Here is a 20184-nt window from a genome sequence, read left to right as displayed (position 1 = left end):
GGCGGCCCCGCCGGCCGCCATGGCGCCGGCGCCGGCGATCCCTGCCCCGGCGAGGGCGCCGGCCCCGCCGACGGCCAGCGCTCCGGTGAGCGCCGCGCCGGCGCCCAGCGCCGGTCCTCCGGTCACCAGGGCCGAGGCCAGGTTGGGGATGAACAGAGCCAGCATGGCCAGCAGGATGGCCGCCACCAGGATGGTCAGGGCTTCGTAGATATCGGGATTGGCCGAGGGCTGGAGCTGATCGAAGATCGTCCGCGCGCCGGAAACGACGATCGCCAGGGCCAGGACCTTCAACCCGGACGAGACGACATAACCCAGCGGCCGTTCGGCGAGGAAGGCGGACTTGTTCCAGATCCCGAACGGCAGGAGCACGAAGCCGCCCAGGGTGACGATCTTGAACTCCAGCAGGGAGACGATGATCTGCAGGGCCAGCACGGCGAAGGCCAGCATGATGCCGATCATGGCCAGGCCCAGGATCAGGGCGTCGGCCATGTTGCCGACGATATCCAGGGGATTGTCGACGGGTGCCGGCGTCTCGCCCAGCGCCTTCACGATCTCCCAGCCCTGGGCGAGGATGGCCCCGGGATTGAGGAATTCCTCGCGGCTCAGCGAGCCGCCACCGGCCGTCAGCCCCAGCTCCAGAAAGCCGGCGTAGACGGTCTCGGACAGCTGCTGCCAGTCGTTGATCAGCCAGGCGAAGGCGCCGATCAGCAACACCTTACCGAAGCCGGAGGCCAGGACCTCCCGGTTCGGGGACAGCGCCCACTGAATGCCGGTCAGGGCGACGACGAGGACGATCAGCAGGCCGAACACCCCGTTGACCGAGCCCTGGAGGGCGTCGAACCCGGCCGAGATGGTGTTGGAGAACACCACCATCAGCTCATTGGGCGTTTCAACTCCGACCGTCATCGCCAGACTCCCTCAGTCCTGGGCGTGAGACAGGGGATTGAAGCGCGGCGCCGTCGGCGCCCCGGCCTGACGGCCCCAGCGCTGGCGACGGGCGGCGTCGCCGGAGGCCCGGTCCGCCGCATCGCGCGCCGTGGCCTCGGCCAGCAGGCGGGACTGGGCCAGCATGATGGTGCGCAGCGCCGCCAGGTCCTCGGCCAGGACCGCCAGAAGCTGGTTGGACGATTGCACCGCCGCCGTCTGGCCGGTCGCCGCCTGACTGGCCGACAGGGCACCGGCCAGGCGTTGCGACCGCCCCTGCCCCATCCGCTCCAGTTCCGCGGCCGTCCGGGCCACATCCTCGGCCGTGCGACGGGCATTGGCGGTCCTGGCCTGGCCCTGCTCCAGCAGGCTCAGCATGTCGGAACCCGACAGGTCCTCGGGATACAGGTTCCGGAACTGCTGCTCCAGGCCGCTGACCGAGCCGGCGATCCCGCGCGCGGTCCGCGCCAGTTCGGCCATGTCTCGCAGCGACTGGCTCGACTGGGTCAGGTGGCTGTAGGGCGAGGCGGCCAGGCTGCGCGCCTCATTGGCCAGGCTCTCCAGCTGACGCGCCGCCTGCAGCGCGTTCTCGATGTGATTGCGTGGGTCGAACACGACCTGTTGGGCCGGGGCCGGCGACGATGCCAGCAGACTGACCGCCGCGAGGCCGGTCCCCAGGATCGAGGCCAGCCTATTCGGCCGCGAGCGGGCCGGCGAAGGCGTCGAGAACGGAATCCACATTTTGCACTCCCTTGGCTTTGAGGAATTCACGGGCGAAGCTGCCCGGTCGGCGGTCGTCAGATCCGGATCGCTCCAGAATGTCGTCGATCAAGGTCTGGTCTTCCGGCGCGCTCGAGCCGCACAGGGCGAGCGCCACGCCGGTCAGTCTCAGGTCGAACAGCCGTCGCCCGCGCGGCTGGCGCCAGTAGTAGGCCCGCTTGGGGGTGGCGAAGGCGATCAGCTCCAGCTGACGCCGGTTCAGGCCAAATCCGCGGTAGAGCTCGGCGGAGGCTGGCTCGAGGGCGCGGGGATTGGGTAGAAAGACCTGGGTCGGGCAGCTCTCGATCAGGCTGGCGGCGATCGGGGAAGCCGCCACATCGTCGAGACTCTGGGTGGCGAAGACCACGCAGACCCGCTTCTTGCGCAGGGTCTTGAGCCATTCCCGGATCCGGGCGGCGAAGGCGGTCTCGCCCAGGAACAGCCAGGCCTCGTCCAGCACCAGCAGGGTGGGCCGGCCGTCGAAACTCTGTTCGAGATGATGAAACAGGGCCGAGAGCACCGGGGCCACCGCCGACGGCGTCCCCATCAAACTCTCCAGTTCAAAGGTGTCGAACCGGGTCGGCGTCAGGGCTTCCCCCTCCCCGTCGAGCAGCGCGCCGTGTGGCCCCTTCAGGGTCAGCGGCTCCAGGGCGGCGGCGACTGCCTTGTCCTGGACCAGGGCGCAGAACACCGTCAGCGTCCGCTGCGACACCGGCGCCTCGGACAGGGCGGACAAGGCCAGCCAGATCTCCTCCCGCACTCTCGGAGCCGGCTCCAGCCCCGCCAGCCGCACGGTCTCGGCGATCCATTCCGACGCCCAGGCCCGCTCATCCTCCCGGTCGATCCCGGCCAGGGGCTGGAGCGAGACCCTGGCGCCCGGCTCCAGCGCCTGCCATCGCCCTCCGGCCGCGAGTGTCGCGGCCCGCGCCGACCGGCCCTTGTCGAAGAACACGACCCTGGCCTGCGGATAACGGAACCACTGCAGGGCGAGGAAGGACAGCAGGGCGCTCTTGCCCGATCCGGTCGGGCCCACGACCATGGCGTGGCCGACGTCGCCCACATGCAGCACCAGCCGGAACGGCGTCGCGCCGGTCGTGCGCGCCGTCGCCAGCGGCGGCCCCTGCAGATTGGCGTCCTCCGCCGGTCCCGCCCAGACGGCGGAGACCGGCAGCAGATCGGCCAGGTTCAGGGTCGAGACCAGAGGCCGGCGCACATCGGCATAGGGTTCGCCGGGCAACGAGCCTAGCCAGGCTTCGACCGCATTGAGATCCTCGATCCGGGCCACCAGCCCCTGGGCGTTGAGCGCCGCCTCGATCGCCCTGGCCTTGGCCGCGGCCCCCGTCTCGCTGGCGTCCAGCACGGTGACGGTCACGGTCAGGTAGCCGAAGGCGCAGCTCTCGGCCCCCAGGGCAGCCAGTGCGCCGTCGCATTCCTCGGTCTTGGATGCCGCGTCCGTATCCAGGAGCGGCACCTCCTCCTTGGTGATGGCCTCGCGCAGCAGGACGCCGACGCCCTTGCGCTTGGCGAACCAGCGCTTCCTCAGCTTGACGATCTCCCGCTCGGCCTCGGGCTTGTCCAGGCCGATCCAGCGCGCCGTCCAGCGGTATTCGAACGGCAGGGCCCCCAGCGCGTCGAGCAGCCCGGGCCGGGTCACCGACGGCAGGCCCCGCACCGAGACCACCTTGAGCCAGCGGTCGCCCAGCCGGGGCGCCACCCCGCCAGTCAGGCCAGCGTCGGCGAGCCAGGCGTCGAGGAACATCGGCGTCTCGGGCGGCCGCACCGCGAAGGGTTTGGGCGAGACGCTGTCGTGAAGCCAGGTCAGGAGGTCCGCGTCGTCGAGCCGCGTGATCTCCGGCAGGGCATCGGACAACAGGTCGAGCGTCGTATCGGCCTCGCGGCCGAAGGTCGCAAGCGAGAGCCGCCAGTCGTGGCCGCCCTTGGCCAGCCCGTCGAACAGCCACCGCTCCATGCGGCGGGTCTCGTCAGCCGGCGGCAGCCAGGTCAGGGCCAGGCGAAAATCCGTCTCGAAGGCCGGATCGGCATCCTCGAAGCGGATGCGGCGCTCGGAATCGAGCAGCCAGGCCACATCGAGGTCAAAGGCGCTCTCCGGATAGGCCGTGGCCGGACGACGGCGCGCCTCCATATGCAGGCACCAGCCGGACCCGAGCCGTTTCAGCGCGTTATTGAGCCGGGCCCGCACCGCCATCAGTTCGTCCTCGGTCGAGGATTCCAGGTCGGGTCCCCGAAACCGGAACCCGGCCATGAACGAGCCGTCCTTGTTGAGGACCACGCCGGGCGCGACCAGGGCGGCCCAGGGCAGATGGTCAGCCAGGGCGGCCGGACGCCTGCGATGCTCGTCGAGGAACCGCATCGCGCCCTCACCCGTCCAGATGGCCGGGCAGCGCCAGATGACGGCGCAGCACATCGAAGAAGCGCCGGTCGGACCGGGCGGCCCACAGGCCGATCGCATGGGCGACCGCCCACCAGAGCAGGCCCAGCCACCAGATCCGCAGGGCCAGCCCCAGCACCAGGGCGATCGTGCCCATGGCGATGGCGTAGCCGCGCGGCATGCCGGCCATCAGCACCGGCTCGGCCAGGGCCTGGGCCACCGGCAGTTCCCATCCGTCCGGCCGCGGGTCCATCACCCGATCTCCACGCCGCCGGCGAAGCCGAAGAAGTCGAGGAAAAAGGTCGAGGCGGCGAAGGCGATCGACAGTCCGAACATGATGCCCAGGCCCCGGCGCATCGACGAGCCGTTCTCGCTCATGGCGATCCCGGCTCCAAAGACGACCACGGCCACGACCGCGGCGGCCTGAACGACCGGTCCCGTGATCGACTGCACCACCTGCTGCAGCGGCCCTTCCCAGGGCATGCCCGAGCCTCCGGCCAGGGCCGGTCCGGCCAGCATCAGGCTACACGTCATCGCTGCGCCGAACAGGCGGCGCCCCAGTCTCCGTTGCATGATTTACTTCCTTTGTTTCAGCGCAGGTCACCGCGCGGCGACTCATTGCAAGCAAAGAATTCCGCGGGCTGTCAATCATTTTATGTAAGTAAATTCAGTGACTTGCCGACGACTTGTTGACGACTTGCATCAACTCTGGAAACAACTTGGACTGCGTCGGTCCCGACGCCCCATTCCCAACTCGCCGGATGAGTTGCGACGACTGGCGGTCGGTCTCCTCGTGACGCAGCGCTCTCGGTCACTCGCGGGGTGGGCAGCCGCAGGCTGCTGATGGCGATGCCCGCCTTGCACCAGAACGACCGGGCTTTCGCCTTCGCCCGTCTCCCCGGACCCGGCCAGGAGTCCATGATTAGCCGTTTGATAGTACGAGAGTTTGATCACTCCGGGTGCTCAAACAGAGCGTCCGGATTATCCAACATTTGACATTTCTTCACTTTGAGCACCATAAGTGCTCAAATGTCAGGTAAGCTAAACAAGCTGGAGCGGCTGTTGCCGGAGGGGCTGGTGGTGGACTCCGCCTGGCTCAACGAGCACGGCTACTACAATTCGCTCCGCGCCAAATACGTCGCCGCCGGCTGGCTCGAGCAACCCGCCCGCCGCGTCTATCGCCGCCCGCGCGGCACGCTTGACTGGCAACTTGTCGTCCTGTCGTTGCAAACGCTGCTCGACCACCAACTTGTCGTCGGCGGCCGCACCGCGCTCGAACTCCAGGGGTTCGGCCACTATTTGAGCCGTGAGGTCCAGGAGGTTCATCTGTACGGCCTGACCCGGCCGCCGACCTGGCTGAACGACCTCAAGCTCGGCGTCGCCTTCCTTTATCACAATCCGGCCAGGCTGTTTGGCCACGCCGCCTGGCTCGGACTCCGGGGCGAGGAGCCTTCCGGGCCGGCGGATCCCTTTGCCTGGGGCCAGGCAGGCGTGGCCGAAATGCCCATAGGGCACTGGAAATGGCCGATGCTCGTCTCGACGCCCGAACGCGCCCTGCTTGAACTGCTCGACGAACTTCCCGACCGCGAGACGTTCGATCAGGTCGACGCCCTGGTGGAGGGCCTGGCCAATCTCAGCCCGCGTCGCCTGCAACTGCTCCTCGACGACTGCCGGAGCATCAAGGTCAAACGCCTGTTCTTCTTCTTCGCCGATCGACACGGCCACGGGTGGCTGAAGCGGCTGGACCGAACCTCGATCAACCTCGGCAGCGGCAACCGCATGCTGGCCAAGGGGGGCCGGCTTGACCCGACCTACCGCATCACCGTGCCGGAGGATTTCAATGCCGTTCGGTGATCTCTACGAGCGCCAGGTCCGGCTGTTGATCCGCACTCTGCCGTTCGTTCTGGCCGAGACCGAATTCGCCCTGAAGGGCGGCACGGCCATCAATCTGTTCGTCCGCAATCTCCCGCGCCTTTCGGTCGATATCGATCTGACCTATCTGCCCGTCCGCGAACGGGCCGAGTCTCTGGCCGCGATCGACGCCGGCCTGAGGCAGATCGCGGCCGCCATGGCCGAACGACTGCCCCGCGTCGTGGTGACGCCTGGCCAGGCGCGGCCCGAAGGCACGATCGACAAACTTCTCGTCGCCGCGGACGGAGTCCAGATCAAGATCGAGGTCACGCCCGTATTGCGCGGCACGGTGTTCGCCGCAGAACTGCGGGACGTCGCGCCGGCTGTGGAGGACCGGTTCGGCTTCGCCGAAGCCCGGATGGTCTCGCTCTCCGACCTCTATGCCGGAAAGATCACCGCCGCCCTGGACCGCCAGCACCCGCGCGATCTGTTCGACGTGCGCGACCTCCTGGCCAATGAAGGGGTGGACGATCAACTGCGGCAGGCCTTCATCGCCTATCTGATCAGCCACCCTCGCCCGATGACCGAAGTGCTGCGCCCGCGCCGCAAGGATATCGCCGGGGAGTTTCAGCGAGGCTTCGTCGGCATGACGCTGGAGCCGGTCAGCCTCGACGAACTGATCGCCGCGCGCGAAGCCCTCATCACGATCATCGTCGATGATATGCCGACCGCGCATCGCGAATTCCTGATCGGCTTCAAAAGCGGCGAACCGGATTGGTCCCTCATAGGCCTGCCGGGCATCGCCGATCTGCCGGCGGTCCGCTGGAAGCAACGGAATCTGGACCAGCTCGCGCCCGGCCGGCGGGACCTGCTGGTGGAAGGGCTGCGCGCCGTCTGGCCGTCATAAAGCGGCGCCGTAACCGGAACGACCGCGCCCGGACATCGCCTTCCTGACCGGACTGACCGGACCTGCGCATGGCCGCGCCGCCGGTCGAGCCCACATCAACCGGCCGCGGCGGCGAAGCGCTTCTCCAGGCGTCGCGATGTCAGCGATCCACCAGGAAGCCGCATGGCGCCGGCGCGCTCTGTGCTCACGCGAGCGGCGTCAGCAGGTAACGATCCGCTTCAAGCCCTTCGACGGCGAGCACAGCCTCCACCCGTCGGCCCTGGACCGTGCGCCGGATATGGACGATCCGGTCGACCGCCTGGGCGATCGCGCGCCGGGGCGGCCGGGCGACCACTTCGATGATCAGATCCTCGACGCGACGCAGCACGTCTTCGGCGGAGTTGGCGTGGATCGTCGACAGACCACCGGGATGCCCGGTGTTCCAGCTCTTCAAGGTCTCAAGCGCGGCGGCCCCGTCGCGCATTTCGCCGACCACGATCCGGTCCGGGCGCATCCGCAGCGCGTCCCTCACCAGATCGACCACCCCGATGACGACCGGCGCCCGCCGGGTCAGCACCGCGACCACGTCCCAGGCCGAGCACTGCAGCTCCGGCGTATCCTCGATCAGGAAGACCCGGTCCCCGGCGAAGGCGGGTTCGGCCAGCACCGCATTGGCCAGGGTGGTCTTGCCCGAGCCGGTCCCGCCGGAGATGAGGATGTTGCGGCGTTCGGCCGCCGCCTGTCGCAGCGCGTTCGCCTGGGCCTGCGTCATCACGCCGCCGCGAACATAGTCGGCCAGCCCCCAGATCACCGCAGGGCGTTTGCGGATCGAGAAGGCCGGCGCCGCGACGATCGGGGGCAGCAATCCCTGGAACCGTTCGCCCGTCCCCGGCAGGACGCCGGATAGACGCGGGTCCTCGCGCGCCACCGTCTCCCCGACATAGTCGGCGATGAGCTTGATGGCGCGCTCGCGCGCCTCCGGCGACAGTGTCTGGCCGGTGTCACGTCGCCCCTCCCCGCTCCGGTCGAGCACTAGCCGTCCGTCCGGGTTGGCGAGGATCTCCACCACGGCGGGCTCCTCCAGGGCGGCGAGAACCGTCGGCCCCAGCGCGTGCCGCAAGGCCTCCAGCTTGCGTTCCGCGACGATCGGATGGACCGCCATCAGGGCGGAGGGTCAAAGGAGCGGGGTTCCCCGGCGACCGTGTCGGTCGCGGTTCGGCCCGCGACGATCCGTGCGGCCGTGGCGTCGAGCAGCCGTTCGATCCGCCGGTCCACGGCCGCCTGGACGGTCGGATCCTGATCGACGACGGCGTCCGGCAGCCGCAGGAAGAAGGCCCGCGCCACCTCGATCAGGAGTTCCTGAACGATCTGCATGTCCCGCGCCGTCGACCGCATATGGTCCCTCAGCGAGCGTTCGAGCTGCAGCAGCCGATCCTCGGGATCAGCTTGGGGCGATTTCTGCAGCCCCCGCGAGATCGCCCGCCCGGCGGCCTGGCTGAGCGGCATCCGGCCTGCCCGCGCCTCGCGATTAAGCGCCGTCGCGAGCTTGGGATCGGTGAGATAGACCTGCACGCGGGCGGTCTGGGGGTTAGTCCTGGGCATTTCCTGGTCCTTGCAACTGATCGAGGACCGCCTGTTGTGCGGCCATCTCCTGCGCCACCCGCCCGTAGATATCGGCCGCCCTGGCGGCGACCTTCTTGTCGTCCATGGCCGCCGCCACCTCCTTGAACAGCGGCAGACTGGCCTCGGCGTCCTCCCCGAGGCTGCGGCGCCCCGCCCACGGATGAGGGGCGCGGGGTGGAACGTCGAGCTGCCGGCCCTGATCGGGCGGGGTTTCCCCCGCGCGGCTCCGGAATGGTTCGCGCCGGTCATAGAGCAGCTTTTCGGTTCGCAGCGGCCGATGTCCCGCCACGAACACCAGCTGCTGATCGTCCGGCAGCGACCGAATCTCGCCCGGCTCCAGCAAGGGCCGTTCGATCTCCGCGCGGGACACCGAACTGCGGCCCGTCCCCAGGCCTGCGGGGCCACTGCGGCTGGTGCGCGTTTCGGTCACCGACCCCGTCAGCTTCGAGACCTTGTCCTGGGTCAGCGGATCGAGCGCCGAGAAGGCCGTGTAGACCGCGCAGTTGTCGAGGATGGTGTTGTGTTGGCCGTAGGTCTCGACGATGTCATTGAGAGACTGGGCCACGAACATCGCCTTGACCCCGTAACCACTCATCAGGCGCAGCGACTTCTCGAAGAAGGCCAGCCGCCCCAGGAGCGGAAACTCGTCCATGACCATCAGAAGCTTGTGGTGTTTCTCCCGGCCGGTCGCGTCCCTTGTCTCCTCCGCCGTCAGGGCCTGGGCGGCGGAATAGAACATCAATCGCACGAGCGGCCGCAGCGCGGCGGCGTCCGCCGGGGCCACCTGGACATAGAGCGACACCGGCGCCTCGGCGCACATCAGATCGCCCATGGCGAAGTCGGACGCCGACAGCGCCCGCTCCACATCCTCGCCGGCCAGCCATTTCAGATAGGACCGCGCCGTTCCCTGCACCGATGTCCGAAACCGGTCGTGCATGGCGGCATACCCCTTCACCGCCGTCCGGATGAATGGATGGGTCTCGGGCTTGCCGCCCGCCCCCGACCGGTGAAGGGTCTTCATCATGCGGTCGGCCGCATCGTCGAGATCGGCCAGAAGCTCCCGTACCTTGAGCAGGGTCTTGTCGGCGTCCTCGGCGGTGTAGAGGACGTGCAGGATCACGGCTTCGAGGATTTCCGAAGCGGCCTTGTCCCAGATCGCCTCATCGTCCCGCGCGCCCCCGGGATCGGACAGTATGGCCACCAGACGCTGGACCTGCGCCAGCTCGCCGGGTCCCGGCTGGATCTCCGCCAACGGATTCCAGCGCGCGGACGCCGGATCCCGCGGCGCGAAATAGAAGGTATGCGAGAACCGCGAACGCCAGCCGGCCGTGATCCGCCACAGTTCGCGCTTTGGATCATGCACCAGGACGCTCGGGGTCCACGACAACAGGGTCGGGGTCACATGGCCCCGCCCCTTGCCGCTGCGGGTCCCGCCGGTCACCAGCGTCGGCCGAAGATCGGCCGTCGCCAGCAGCCGCCCCCTGAATACGCCCAAGACCGCGCCGGCCGGACTGAGCAGGCCCGCGCGGCGAGCCTCGGCCCGGCCGCCCCATCCCCGGATCCGACGCGCCGTTCGATCTCCGCTGACAATCGATCCCAGGCCCAGGCCGCTCGCCGCACCCAACAGGATCAGCGGCGCGCTGCGTGAGACCGCTGTCCGGGCCTCGTCGCCGAACTCCCCGCGCCAGGCCAGGATCGCCCAGGGCGGATAGAGCGCCAGGTCGGGGTGAATCGGTAACGCCGGCCCCAGCTCCGCTGACCACTGATAGGTCCAGGCGAACAATTGCGTCGCCGCCTGCAATCCCAGCAGCAGGCCCAGACCGAGGCACGCCAGCCGCACCGGCACCTAGACCGCCTCACCGGGAGGATCCCGCCGCTCTCCGGAGACGTCGAGGACCAGCAGCGGCGCGGCGTCCATCCGGCGCTGGTGATAGGCGACCAGGGCCTGCCGGAGCGCCGGGATCGTGCCGGAGTCGGCCAGTTGAAGGATCGAGACGGCCTCGGCTTCACGATCATGCAGGATCCGCTGTTCCGCCTGGGCCAGCGGCAGGAGCTGGCGGCCCACCCGCTCAAAGGCTTCGGCGAGGACCTGGTTGCCCGCGCCCCGGACGATGCGGTCGAGACGTTCGGCCAGCCGCTTTTCCGGTGCGGCGGACGACGGAACGGGTTCATCACGGTCCTGCACGGCCTCGGCCAGGTTCAGACTTGTCGTCAGGCAATGGAGCCGGAAGGCGAACCTGTCCCGAACCAGGGCCGCGTCGATCCGCGAGGCCAGATAGCCGCCGAAGGGCGCCCGTTCGATCAGGCCCTCGCCGCACAGCCAGGCGAGAGCTTCGCGCACCGGCGTGGTCGACAGCCGCAGGCGCCGGGCCTCCTCGATGATCACGATCGGCGTCCCGGGCGCATAGGCCCCCTGCTCGGACAGATGGCGAATGCTCTCCAGGGCAAAGAGGAAGGGATCGCGCTTTCGGGTCACGGTCGTCTCCAGGGAGGGAGCCAGGGTTTCTGGCGCGGATCGACCGGCTCGCCAATGAGTTGCAACCCCGAATGGCCAAAAACGCCATAAAACGTCGAGATATCCGCCGTGCGCCGTCGGTTCATCCGCCGCTTTGTGGCGGAGGAGCACCGGTTGTGTACGGAAACGAAAGGATGAGCGTTGCCCACTGAAGCGTCCCGTCGCACCATCCCGTGTTTGAGAGGTTTCGCCGATGAGTGGAGTGCCGCCTGAACTGCCCCGCGACGGCGAGTTGCTTTCCGCGGCGGTCAAGGCGGTCCGCAAACATCGCGGCATGACCACGGCCGAGGTCGCCAGCGCCATGAACATGGCGCTCAGAACCTATGAACGCTTCGAGTCGGGCGCCACCCGCCTGAACCTCGACCATATCCACCGGTTCGCCGCGGCGACCAACAGCGATCCCTATGCCCTCATTCTCTCGGTCGTGATCGGGTCGTCCGAGCTGGCCCGGCGCTGCGCCGACAACAAGATGGCGACCATCCTCACCGTGGCGATCCAGCGGTTCGACCAGGCCATCCAGGATCGTCTCATGGACCTGGACGCCCGCACCCTGATCACCGCGATCACCGGCATGTTCGACACCCTGCTGGACGGCGACGAGACGAGCGAGCAGGCCCAGGCCTGGTTACAGACGGGCGCGGCCGAGTTGCTCTCCAAACGCCCCAAACCGGGACGCTGACCCCTCAATATACTCCAGATATAGCTTTTCAGACGGTCGAGCCGCGCGCTCACTCCTTGCGCCACATCCGTGGCTACCAACCCAAGGAGAGACCGTGATGACCACGTCCAAACTGCGCCTTGTCAGCCTCGGGAGCGCCAAGGCGCTTACCCGGGATGGCGAGGAAGGACCGTACCTCGAACTGATGTTCGTGAAGAGCCGCACGCCGGCCTGACGGTTGAGTGGTCGCCCCCAAAGGGGCGGCCACGGAGGCCAAGACTGAAGCCTCATGAAGGCCATCCCTGCCCGGAAGCCCTCGCGTCCGAGACTATCCGTCGACGCTCTTTGCGGCCCATCCGAAATCGCGAAACGAGATCACTCTACCCAGCCCGCTGCCGAACCAAAGCGCCGCGTCCAGCCGGCTGGCGGCTTGGCGGTGTGCAGGTCACTCACAACCAAAATCCGAATATGCGCGGTCGGGAGTGAGCCGTTGAATATACTCCAGATATAGCTTTTCTGCTGGCCACACAGCGCGCTCACTGGGGCTGCCACACCCGTGGCGATCAACCCAAGGAGACTGTGATGACCACGCCCAAACTCCGCCTCGTCAGCTTCGGCAGCGCCAAGGCGCTCACCCAGGACGGCGAAATCGGACCGTACTTCGAACTGCTGATCGTCCAGAGCCGCACCCCGGCCTGAACGAAAGGGCGGTCGTCCTTGTGGCGACCGCCCCGAGGCCCGTCATCAGGAGGACCCCATGGCACGCCAGGTGACCCTTGCAGCCGGTCTGCATATGGTTCGGATCCGTGACGACGTGGTCATTCTCGACGTCGGCGCCGACCGGTATTCATGTCTCGTTGGCGGCGGAAATCAGCTCACGCCCGTCGGATCAGGGGCGGTCTCCGCAGACGACGACGTCCTGCAAGAACTTCAGTCAGCCGGCCTCATCGCCCCCGATCCAGGAGCGCCGACCTGCCGCACGCCGGTGACGCCGCGAGGCGAACTGACCGCCGATGAATACCCGGGGCGGATCGCGTGCCTGGACACGGCAATCCGGACTCTGGCGGCGACCGCGGCGTTCCGGGGTCAATCACTGGCGCAACTGGTCGACGCCGCAGAGCCCCGGAGCAGCCGGCCGACGCCGTTCGACTGTCGGCGGATTTCGGCCCGGGTGTCCGCCTATCGCACCGTCCTGCCCTTCATCCCGTTCGAGGGACTCTGTCTTCAACGCGCCTATCAGCTGCGGCGCGTCCTCGCATCCGACGGCCAGCGCGTGGACTGGGTCTTCGGGGTCAAGACCTGGCCCTTCTTCGCTCACTGCTGGCTCCAGATCGACGACCTCGTGATCGGCGACCGGTTCGACCGCGTCCGCTCCTTCACCCCCATCGCCGTTTTCTGAGGTGGGCGACTATCTGATCGTGTCCAGGGGACCGGCGTCGGCGGCGAGCGCACGCGCCGACACCTTGCGATCCCAGGCGATCACCGCCGGCATGACCGTTTCTGATCTGGGCGACCGTGCCTGGCTAGCGGTCGAGGGACCATCGCCTCCCGCCACCCTGCTCGTGGGTGCCTGGCGTTTGATTGGCCAGGTCTTTGACCGGGAGCATCGGATCGTAAGGCCGGACACGGACCAGGAGCCCTGGAGCTACGAACGCAAACTGCTGGCGCGCTTCTGGGGCCGGTTCGTGGGCGTTCGGCTATCGGGCGAAGGCGAGGTGGCGGAGATCCTGCGTGATCCTTGCGGCGGCCTGGACTGCATCGCATGGGAGGATGACGGTCTGACGATCGTTGCATCCGCGGTGCCGGGCTGGCTGCCGGTTCCGCGGTCCTGGAGCATCGCATTCGATCGCGTCGCCCAGGCGCTGCATGACCCCTTGCTCGTGTGGGAGGACCTGCTGCTCGACGGTCCGGTCGCCATCCTTCCCGGAACCGTCCAACCGGCCCCCCTGAAGACCCTTCCGACCGCGCTTTGGACGCCCGCAGCCATCGTCCGGCGCGGCGCGACGCAGCCCGTCAGCGACGCCGAAGCCGCTGCGGCGCTGACCCTGGCGCTCGACGACGCCGTGCGGGCCCTGGCCCTCGACTCCGGCCCGCTTGCCGCGGAGGTGTCGGGTGGCCTTGATTCCAGCCTCGTGGCCGCCAGCCTCATCCGCGCGCGCAAGGACGTAGCCCCATGGATCAATCTCTATGGAGCGGAGGCCCAGTCCGATGAACGCCCCTATGCCACCGCCCTCGGCGCCGCGCTCGGTATCGATATCGTCAGCGTGCCCCATGCCAGCGGGCCGTTGAACGAGGCCGATTTCGAATCCATTTCCCTTGGCGTCCGTCCGGGACTCGCCGGGATCGACATGCACCACGACCGCGACTGGGCCGGTCGCCTCCATGCTGCGGGTGCGACGGCGATCATGACCGGCCGGGGTGGGGATTCCATCCTGCTGCAGGGTGCGACGGCTGACGTGTTCACGGATCTCTGGCGCGCCCGCGGCCGGAGAGCGCTGACCTCCCCCGCCCTCCCGGGGCTCGCCAGCCTCAATGATCGATCGATCTGGTCTCTGATCGCAGGCGCGCGAAAACTGACCGAAGCCCGCCCTGCGCGACGCAACGAGATGATCACACCAATCGGGCACCCGACGATTCCCCACTGGCTTGGCGACTGCGCCGATCTCGGGCCGGCGAAGATCCTGCAGATCGCCGGCCTGATCGACGGGATCGGCCGCCAATCTCCCTCCCTGCAGAGCCGGGTCGTCAATGTGCTGACACCCCTGCTATCGCAGCCGGTCGTCGAGACCTGCCTGGCTCTGCCCGCCACACAGCTCGTCCTCGGTCAGCGTGACCGGGGGCTGGCGCGCTCCGCGTTCTGCGATCGTCTGCCCCCGATCATCACCGAGCGCCGTACCAAGGGCGAGATGTCCGCCATCTATGGCCGCATGGTCGCCGACAACCTCGACTTCCTCCGGCCGTGGCTGCTCGAAGGTCGGCTGGCGGAGGCCGGCCTGATCAATCGGGCGGCCGCGGAAACCATGCTCTCGCGAGACAATCTGATCTGGCGCGGAACCTATGGGGAAATCATGACGGCCGCGGCGGTTGAGGGGTGGGTACGAGCGTGGAGTCGGCGTCTGAGCTCACGGTAGCGACCGGGACCTCGCCCAGGGTCTCCTCCAGCCAACGAAGCATCTGGTCATAGACATCGAGGATATTCGCCGGGCTGATGTTGACGTGTCCCTCGCCCCAATAGGTGATGAGGCGAGCCCGGCCACCCTGGCGATTGATCACGCTGAACACCCGCTCCGCCTGGGACATCGGCACATAGTCCCGATCCGCAGTGATCAGCAGGATGGGCGCCGTGATCCGGTTCGCTGTCAGATAGGGGCTGGCTTCAAGGTAGCGCTCGCTCGCCGTCCACGGCGGCCCCGGCATTCCGCCCTGGTTGGCCTCGACCCAACCCGTCTGCTGTCGCAGGGTGATGCCTTCTTCCGGCATGGCGCGGCTGGCCGGGGTAAACTCACCCCAGAGGCCCAGCAGGTCGGTGGCCGGAGCCCAGGCGATGTAGGTCTGATACCGCGTCGATCGGCCTGCCGCGGCAACTGCGAGATATCCGCCGAAGCTGTGCCCCAGAAAGGCTGTCCGGTCTCGCGGGAGTCCGGGCCAGGCCGCCCACAGGGCGTCGACCGCCAGATCCGTATCGCTCAGGAAGCCCGCGATACTTCCGCTCCCTGATGCGGCGACCGGAATCGAGGGCGAGAGGACGGCATAGCCCTCCGAGGCGAGCAGGGCGGCCCGCGGCCCGTAGAGCAGGTTCGGCGGGCTCAGGAAGCGCCCGTCATCGACTGCCCCGGGATAGGCGAGAACCACCACGCCCCTGGCCTCTTCCGGCGGCCGACCCGGCGGCAGGAAGAGCCAGCTTGTCGTCGGCCGCCCCGAGGCGTCCAGGTGCGGCACGGGCACAGGCCGGGACAGGGAGAGATCCGCAAACCCCGCATTGACCCGGTCCAGTTTGCGGTCCTCGCCCGGGACCGCCAGCCTGAGGGTCTCCATTCCGCGATCGCGGGTGATCACGAGCGCCGCTCCAGCCGTGGCGGACAGCACCGTTGTTTCACCGGAGGGATCCGGCACCCCCAGCGGAACCGGGCGTGCTTCAGCCTGCAAGACAGCCATGCCTCCGGCGCCGTCGGTCGCCAGCGCCCAATCCCGGCGCGGCGGCGCGTTGACGCGCAGGCGAACCGGCTTCATCCGATCGGCGGTCTGGGCATCGGACCAAGCGGCCTCAGCGGCGCTGCGCCGCGTCTTCCCGCCTTCCCCGATCTCCCACAGGCCGCCGCCCGCAAAGAGGAGTGCCGTTTCGTCGCCAATGGCCGATAGTCGGCCCGGCGCCTGGCTCAGGTCCGCCGTCAGCGCGCGTGGCGGTTCTCCAGGAGCCAGGGCCTGCCAATCAAACCGGGAGGCCTCTCGCCGCCGGGCGTAGAGAACAGGCGTCTGGCCGATCCAGTCCGCGCGCACGCCGGCGAGCTGGTCGATGTCGCCGCCCGGCGGGAACGGGTCGAGGCCGTGCCGATCAATACGGACGAGCGCGCCGTCTCGCTCCACGCGCGCCAGATCGCCGCCAGCCCAGGGTTCTCCATCTCGCCGGACCCAGACCAGCAAGGCGTCGGAGGTGGATGTCCACCTCAGCAGGTGCGGCGCCACATCCAGACCGGCGGGCAGCGAGGTCGCCCGTCCGCTTGCCACCTCGATCAATTCCAGCCGCCCCCGCTCGGGGTTGCCGAACTGACGCACGCCGTCGGGACTGATCGGCACCGGAGAACCGGCGCGCAGCACCGCGATGGCGCCACCATCCGGGGAGACGGCCCAATCCCGAATCAGACCGGACGTCAGGGGGCGGACCTCCCGGCGAGCGATATCAAGCAGGACCAGCGACCGGTCGCGGGCGGGAGTTTGCGCCGTGGCCGCGCCGCCGAGCGTGTCGACCACGGTCCGGCTCGGTTCGCGCCCCCGGGCCTGGGCCGACCACTGGCGCGCGATCTCGGCCTGGGCTCCCCCTGCATAGCGAAAGAGCCATGGCAGCCGCGCGTCCTGAAGCACCGTCAGTCCAAGCCGGTCATCATCAAGCCAGGCGGCGGTTGAACCCGTAAACGGTGCATCCGGCGTCAAGCCAGTCCACCAGACAGACCGATCGGACATCTCGACCACGCCCGCCTCGAACCGATCGTCTCTGAGCCTGTAGATCAGCAGCCGCCGCCCTGACGGCGACCAGTCCCCGAGGAGCAGGCCGGGGCCCTCCGAAGCCGGCAAGAGACGCTCCGGCGACCTCCCGCCGCCGGTCTCCGCGATCCAGAGTTCGCTGAGGGTCCATACTGACCGGTGATCGAGGTCGAAGGCCGGGGCGGCGGCGTATGCCGCTCGCCGTTCATAGACGGCCCATCGCCCGCCCGGATCCAGTGAAGCCGCGCCGAAGGACGACATTGAGACGACATCCCGGATCGTCATGGGACGACCCTGGGCGTGGGCGGCGGACGACAGGCAGGCAAGCGTCAGCGCGACCGCCGCAAGGCGACGCAGGAGGACAATGATCATGGCGCCCTACCAGCGCTTGATCATCTGCAGGGCGACGGTGCGCCCAAGGACGCTGGCCTGGGCGGCGTCGAACCCGTACCCCGCCGGCGAGTCGTAGAAGGGTGGATCCTCGTCCGTCAGGTTCTGGACAGAAAGCGCCAGCTGCAGACCGGCGAAGGGCCCCGACTCCGCCGACCACGACGCGCGTACGTCAATCGTGTTCCAGGCCGCGATCTCCTGCCCGGCCAGGCCCTCATAGGCCGACACGTGGTTCCAGTGAGCGTCAAATCCCCAGCTTCCGTACGACCAGACAGCGCCGGCGCGGGACCGAAGGCGGGCCGGATATCCGACAAGGCCCAGGACGTCGCGCACATCGGCGGTCGGCGTGGGCTGGATGTCATAATCGATCAACCAGGAGGCGGAGGCGTCAAGCGAGAGCGCCTGGCTCCCCGTCAGCAGCGGGTAGCGCGCCGACAGATCCAGACCCCGAACCGACACTGCGCCGGTATTGACCCAACGTCCGTCGAGGATGGCCCCGTAGGCTGTCGGCGGGAACAGGCTCCCGCTGGCGAAGTCCGGACGGTTCAAGTAGCTGTTGACCAGAGCGAGGTCGGCCGGGTTGTTGGCCGCATCGACGAGCGTCACGAAGGGCTGGAGCGACGGGTCGGTCAACGCGCGGGCGATGTTCGCGGCCACGGGTTGGGCGATGCGGTCGCTGAACTCGGTGCTGAACAGGCTCGCGCTCAGAGTGCCGCCGCCGACCGGTCGGTAATCAAAGCCGAGTGTAAAGGTCTCTGCGGTCTCCGGCTCGAGGTCCGGATTGCCGCCATAGAGATACAGGGAAAGGACGTTCGCGCCCGCCCGCGGCAGGGAGGTCACCGAGATGGCCGAGGCGTCATGGAGTTGTGGCAGGCCGGGCGCCCTGAAGGATGTGCCCCAGGAGGCGCGGACCGACACGGTCTCGAGCGGCGACCAGATCACGCCCAGTTTCGGATTCGCCGTGGAGCCGAAGTCGTCGTACTCCTCGAACCGCCCCGCGAGCGAAAGCTCCAGACGCTGGACCCCGGCTCGGGCATTCCCCTCCCCCACCAGCGGCGCGCGCACCTCACCGAAGATGGCGCTGATCTTGCGATCCTGCTCGGGCGTGATTGTCAGCACCGGCGCCACGGTCGAGCCGAGACTCTCGACCTGGGTATTGAAGCCCTCGCGCCGGAACTGCAGACCAACCGCCGCCTGCACCGGCCCCGCGGGAAGGTTGAAGAGCGGGCCGGAGAGCAGCAGGTTGGCCGAACTGGCCCGGCTCCGATCGTGGGCCCGGGTGTAGCCGCTGCTGATGAAGTCCAGGACCGCCCGACCGTTCGCGGTCCCGTCTCCGAACGGGTTGAAATAGCCGTCCACCGCCGCCCGATAAGGAGTCGCCGGATCATCCGGAATATTGCCGAGCGCCTCGTTCAGGAATCGCGAGTTGACCCGCCCTTCCGTCCCGGACGAGCCCCGTTCCTCTGCATGAGCCAGATAGGCCTCCAGCGACCAATCCCGGCCGAGATCCAGAGCACCGCCGGCGGTGACGCCGAGACTTCGCGAGGAACCGAACCGGTGCGGCGGTCCCAAGTCCCGGTAGAACGAATAACCGATCGTGTGGGACGTCGCCCCGGACGGCGACACGAACCAGGGATTGGCGCTCGTGACGTTGAACACGGCCGGCGTCGTCGCCCCTGCGATGCTGTAGTCCCTTTGGCTGAAGCGCAGGTCGGCCGTGAGTTCTAGGCGCTCGCCGAGGCTCTGCCGGATACGGCCGTAGACGCTGCTGCGTTCGGTTTCGGGCGAGAGATCCTGCCCCTGGGCCGTCGCCTGCAGGTTGGCCTCCCCTGCCGCGAAATCAGCCGGGGTCGTGGCGGCGCCCGAGGGACCGGGCCGTATCGCCCAGCGGGAGACGTAGCCCCTGGCCACCGGGTCGAAGGCGACGATGTTGCCGGGCGAGGCGAACGGCGTCCGGTGATCCGTACCGCCGAAAGGTCTGAGGTCCCCGTCCGTGGTCCAGGGCCGGTCCAGAGAACTGAAGGCGTTCACCTGCTGGTATTCGTATGACAGCAGGGCTGACCCGGTCTCCCAGGAGGTTCCGGCGAGGTGCGATACCAACAGGTCCTCGGCCCCGCCTTCGGCGGCGCCAATCCGAAGCCGGGATTCCTGGCCATTGAAGGCCCGGCGCATGATCACATTGACCACGCCGGCCACCGCATCGGCGCCGTAGAGGGCGGAGGCCCCGTCGAGCAGGATATCGATGCGTTCGACCGCGGCGGATGGCAGGGCCGATACGTCGGCGAACTCGCCCCGGTAACCCGTGCCCGCGAGCCGGCGGCCATTGACCAGGACCAGGGTGGCGTCGGGCCCGAGACCGCGCAGGTTCACGCCGGTGGCGAACACCGAGTTGGACCCGGCTCCATCGACCCCGGCCAGGGTCGCCGTGGGATTGGCCGAGCCGGCGTAGTTCTGGGGCAGATCCTTCAGGATCTCGGCCACCGTGGCGGGCCCACGGCGATCCAGATCGTCACGATTCAGGACGACGACCGGCGAGGCGAGTTCGCCAGACGTCTTCAGCAGGGTACCCGTGACGATGACCTCGTCCAGCAGGACGGGGCCTTCCGCCGCCTCGGACGGCCCGCTTCGGCGCAGGAAAATGACCCCCGGACGCGTCTGGGACCAGGACAGGCCCGACCCTCGCAAGAGAGTGTTCAATGCCTCCGGCGGCGCATGGCGCCCTCTCAGTCCCGGTGTCCGCAAACCGGCGACCAGATCCCCGGTGAAAAATATCTGCTGGTCCGACTGGGTCGCGAACAGATTCAGCGCGTCTCCCAGCGACCCGGCCGGGATGTTGAAGTCGCGCGCCTCCTGGGCGCAGGCCGTCGTGCTGACGGCGAGAACACAGGCGACCAGCGCACTGCAGGACAAAAAACTCGAGCGACTCATATTCATGGCTCCCCTCCCCGCCACATGGCGTCAGAGAAGAGACGGTTCAGACCCCGGGTAAC

16 protein-coding genes are annotated in these 20184 nt (G+C 68.4%); 5 read left to right on the top strand and 11 right to left on the bottom strand.

The annotated features are described in order from the left end of the window. From trbL to Q0588_RS12910, 5 genes are all read right to left on the bottom strand, one after another. The coding region (gene trbL / locus Q0588_RS12930; protein WP_298746805.1) for a P-type conjugative transfer protein TrbL at positions 1–906 on the bottom strand (906 nt) is incomplete at its 3' end. Between the two features lie 12 nt (positions 907–918). Further along, complete coding sequence (locus Q0588_RS12925) at positions 919–1665, bottom strand: conjugal transfer protein TrbJ (protein ID WP_298746804.1); 747 nt, start codon at positions 1663–1665, stop codon at positions 919–921. Next, the gene (gene trbE, locus Q0588_RS12920; RefSeq protein ID WP_298746802.1) at positions 1616–4054 is read right to left on the bottom strand and encodes a conjugal transfer protein TrbE; all 2439 of its coding nucleotides are present in this window, start codon (positions 4052–4054) and stop codon (positions 1616–1618) included. The genes Q0588_RS12925 and trbE overlap by 50 nt, the downstream gene beginning before the upstream one ends. Before the next feature lie 7 nt (positions 4055–4061). Continuing rightward, a complete protein-coding gene (locus Q0588_RS12915) occupies positions 4062–4325 on the bottom strand; it encodes a VirB3 family type IV secretion system protein (protein WP_292098465.1) in 264 nt (87 codons plus the stop codon). Next, positions 4325–4645, bottom strand: coding sequence for a TrbC/VirB2 family protein (locus Q0588_RS12910; protein WP_298746795.1), 321 nt, complete (start codon positions 4643–4645; stop codon positions 4325–4327). Before Q0588_RS12910 ends, Q0588_RS12915 begins: the two co-directional genes overlap by 1 nt. Before the next feature lie 456 nt (positions 4646–5101). On the opposite strand from Q0588_RS12910, the gene Q0588_RS12905 reads away from it, so the two are divergent. Both Q0588_RS12905 and Q0588_RS12900 read left to right on the top strand, forming a co-directional pair. After that, positions 5102–5926, top strand: a complete 825-nt coding sequence (locus tag Q0588_RS12905; RefSeq protein WP_298746807.1) for a type IV toxin-antitoxin system AbiEi family antitoxin domain-containing protein — start codon at positions 5102–5104, stop codon at positions 5924–5926. Then, the gene (locus Q0588_RS12900; RefSeq protein ID WP_298746792.1) at positions 5874–6830 is read left to right on the top strand and encodes a nucleotidyl transferase AbiEii/AbiGii toxin family protein; all 957 of its coding nucleotides are present in this window, start codon (positions 5874–5876) and stop codon (positions 6828–6830) included. Before Q0588_RS12905 ends, Q0588_RS12900 begins: the two co-directional genes overlap by 53 nt. 184 nt (positions 6831–7014) lie before the next feature. On the opposite strand, the gene trbB is transcribed toward Q0588_RS12900, so the two are convergent. Genes trbB through Q0588_RS12880 form a run of 4 tightly spaced genes read right to left on the bottom strand, consistent with a single transcriptional unit; the run spans position 7015 to position 10908 of the window. Then, on the bottom strand, positions 7015–7971 hold the full coding sequence (gene trbB / locus Q0588_RS12895; protein ID WP_298746789.1) for a P-type conjugative transfer ATPase TrbB: 957 nt from the start codon (positions 7969–7971) through the stop codon (positions 7015–7017). Next, positions 7971–8411, bottom strand: a complete 441-nt coding sequence (locus Q0588_RS12890; protein ID WP_298746786.1) for a hypothetical protein — start codon at positions 8409–8411, stop codon at positions 7971–7973. The genes trbB and Q0588_RS12890 overlap by 1 nt, the downstream gene beginning before the upstream one ends. Next, complete coding sequence (locus Q0588_RS12885; RefSeq protein ID WP_298746783.1) at positions 8398–10278, bottom strand: type IV secretory system conjugative DNA transfer family protein; 1881 nt, start codon at positions 10276–10278, stop codon at positions 8398–8400. The genes Q0588_RS12890 and Q0588_RS12885 overlap by 14 nt, the downstream gene beginning before the upstream one ends. Then, the gene (locus tag Q0588_RS12880) at positions 10279–10908 is read right to left on the bottom strand and encodes a GntR family transcriptional regulator (protein WP_298746780.1); all 630 of its coding nucleotides are present in this window, start codon (positions 10906–10908) and stop codon (positions 10279–10281) included. Positions 10909–11140: 232 nt separating this feature from the next. Between Q0588_RS12880 and Q0588_RS12875 the strand changes: the two genes are divergently transcribed. The 3 genes from Q0588_RS12875 (at position 11141) to Q0588_RS12865 (ending at position 14736) form a co-directional block, all read left to right on the top strand. Further along, positions 11141–11626 (top strand): helix-turn-helix transcriptional regulator, encoded by a 486-nt coding sequence (locus Q0588_RS12875; RefSeq protein WP_292062147.1) that lies wholly within the window; start codon positions 11141–11143, stop codon positions 11624–11626. A 736-nt stretch (positions 11627–12362) separates the two neighbouring features. Then, complete coding sequence (locus Q0588_RS12870) at positions 12363–13004, top strand: lasso peptide biosynthesis B2 protein (RefSeq protein WP_298746777.1); 642 nt, start codon at positions 12363–12365, stop codon at positions 13002–13004. A gap of 1 nt (position 13005) precedes the next feature. Next, positions 13006–14736 carry an asparagine synthase C-terminal domain-containing protein gene (locus Q0588_RS12865; protein ID WP_298746774.1) on the top strand — a complete coding sequence of 577 codons (1731 nt, stop codon included), beginning with the start codon at positions 13006–13008 and terminating at the stop codon, positions 14734–14736. Here the strand turns inward: Q0588_RS12865 and Q0588_RS12860 are convergent. Together Q0588_RS12860 and Q0588_RS12855 are read right to left on the bottom strand one after the other, a co-directional pair. Next, positions 14672–17176, bottom strand: a complete 2505-nt coding sequence (locus tag Q0588_RS12860; protein ID WP_298746771.1) for a prolyl oligopeptidase family serine peptidase — start codon at positions 17174–17176, stop codon at positions 14672–14674. The two genes, Q0588_RS12865 and Q0588_RS12860, sit on opposite strands and share 65 nt — an antisense overlap. A 6-nt stretch (positions 17177–17182) precedes the next feature. After that, positions 17183–20128: a TonB-dependent receptor gene (locus tag Q0588_RS12855; protein WP_298746768.1), complete on the bottom strand. Its 2946-nt coding sequence runs from the start codon at positions 20126–20128 to the stop codon at positions 17183–17185. Between the last annotated feature and the right edge of the window lie 56 nt (positions 20129–20184).

Origin of the sequence: uncultured Brevundimonas sp., from assembly GCF_937870815.1 — a bacterium.
GTDB lineage: Bacteria > Pseudomonadota > Alphaproteobacteria > Caulobacterales > Caulobacteraceae > Brevundimonas.
Note: the sequence above shows the minus strand (reverse complement) of the source record. Positions and strands in the feature narration are given on the sequence as shown.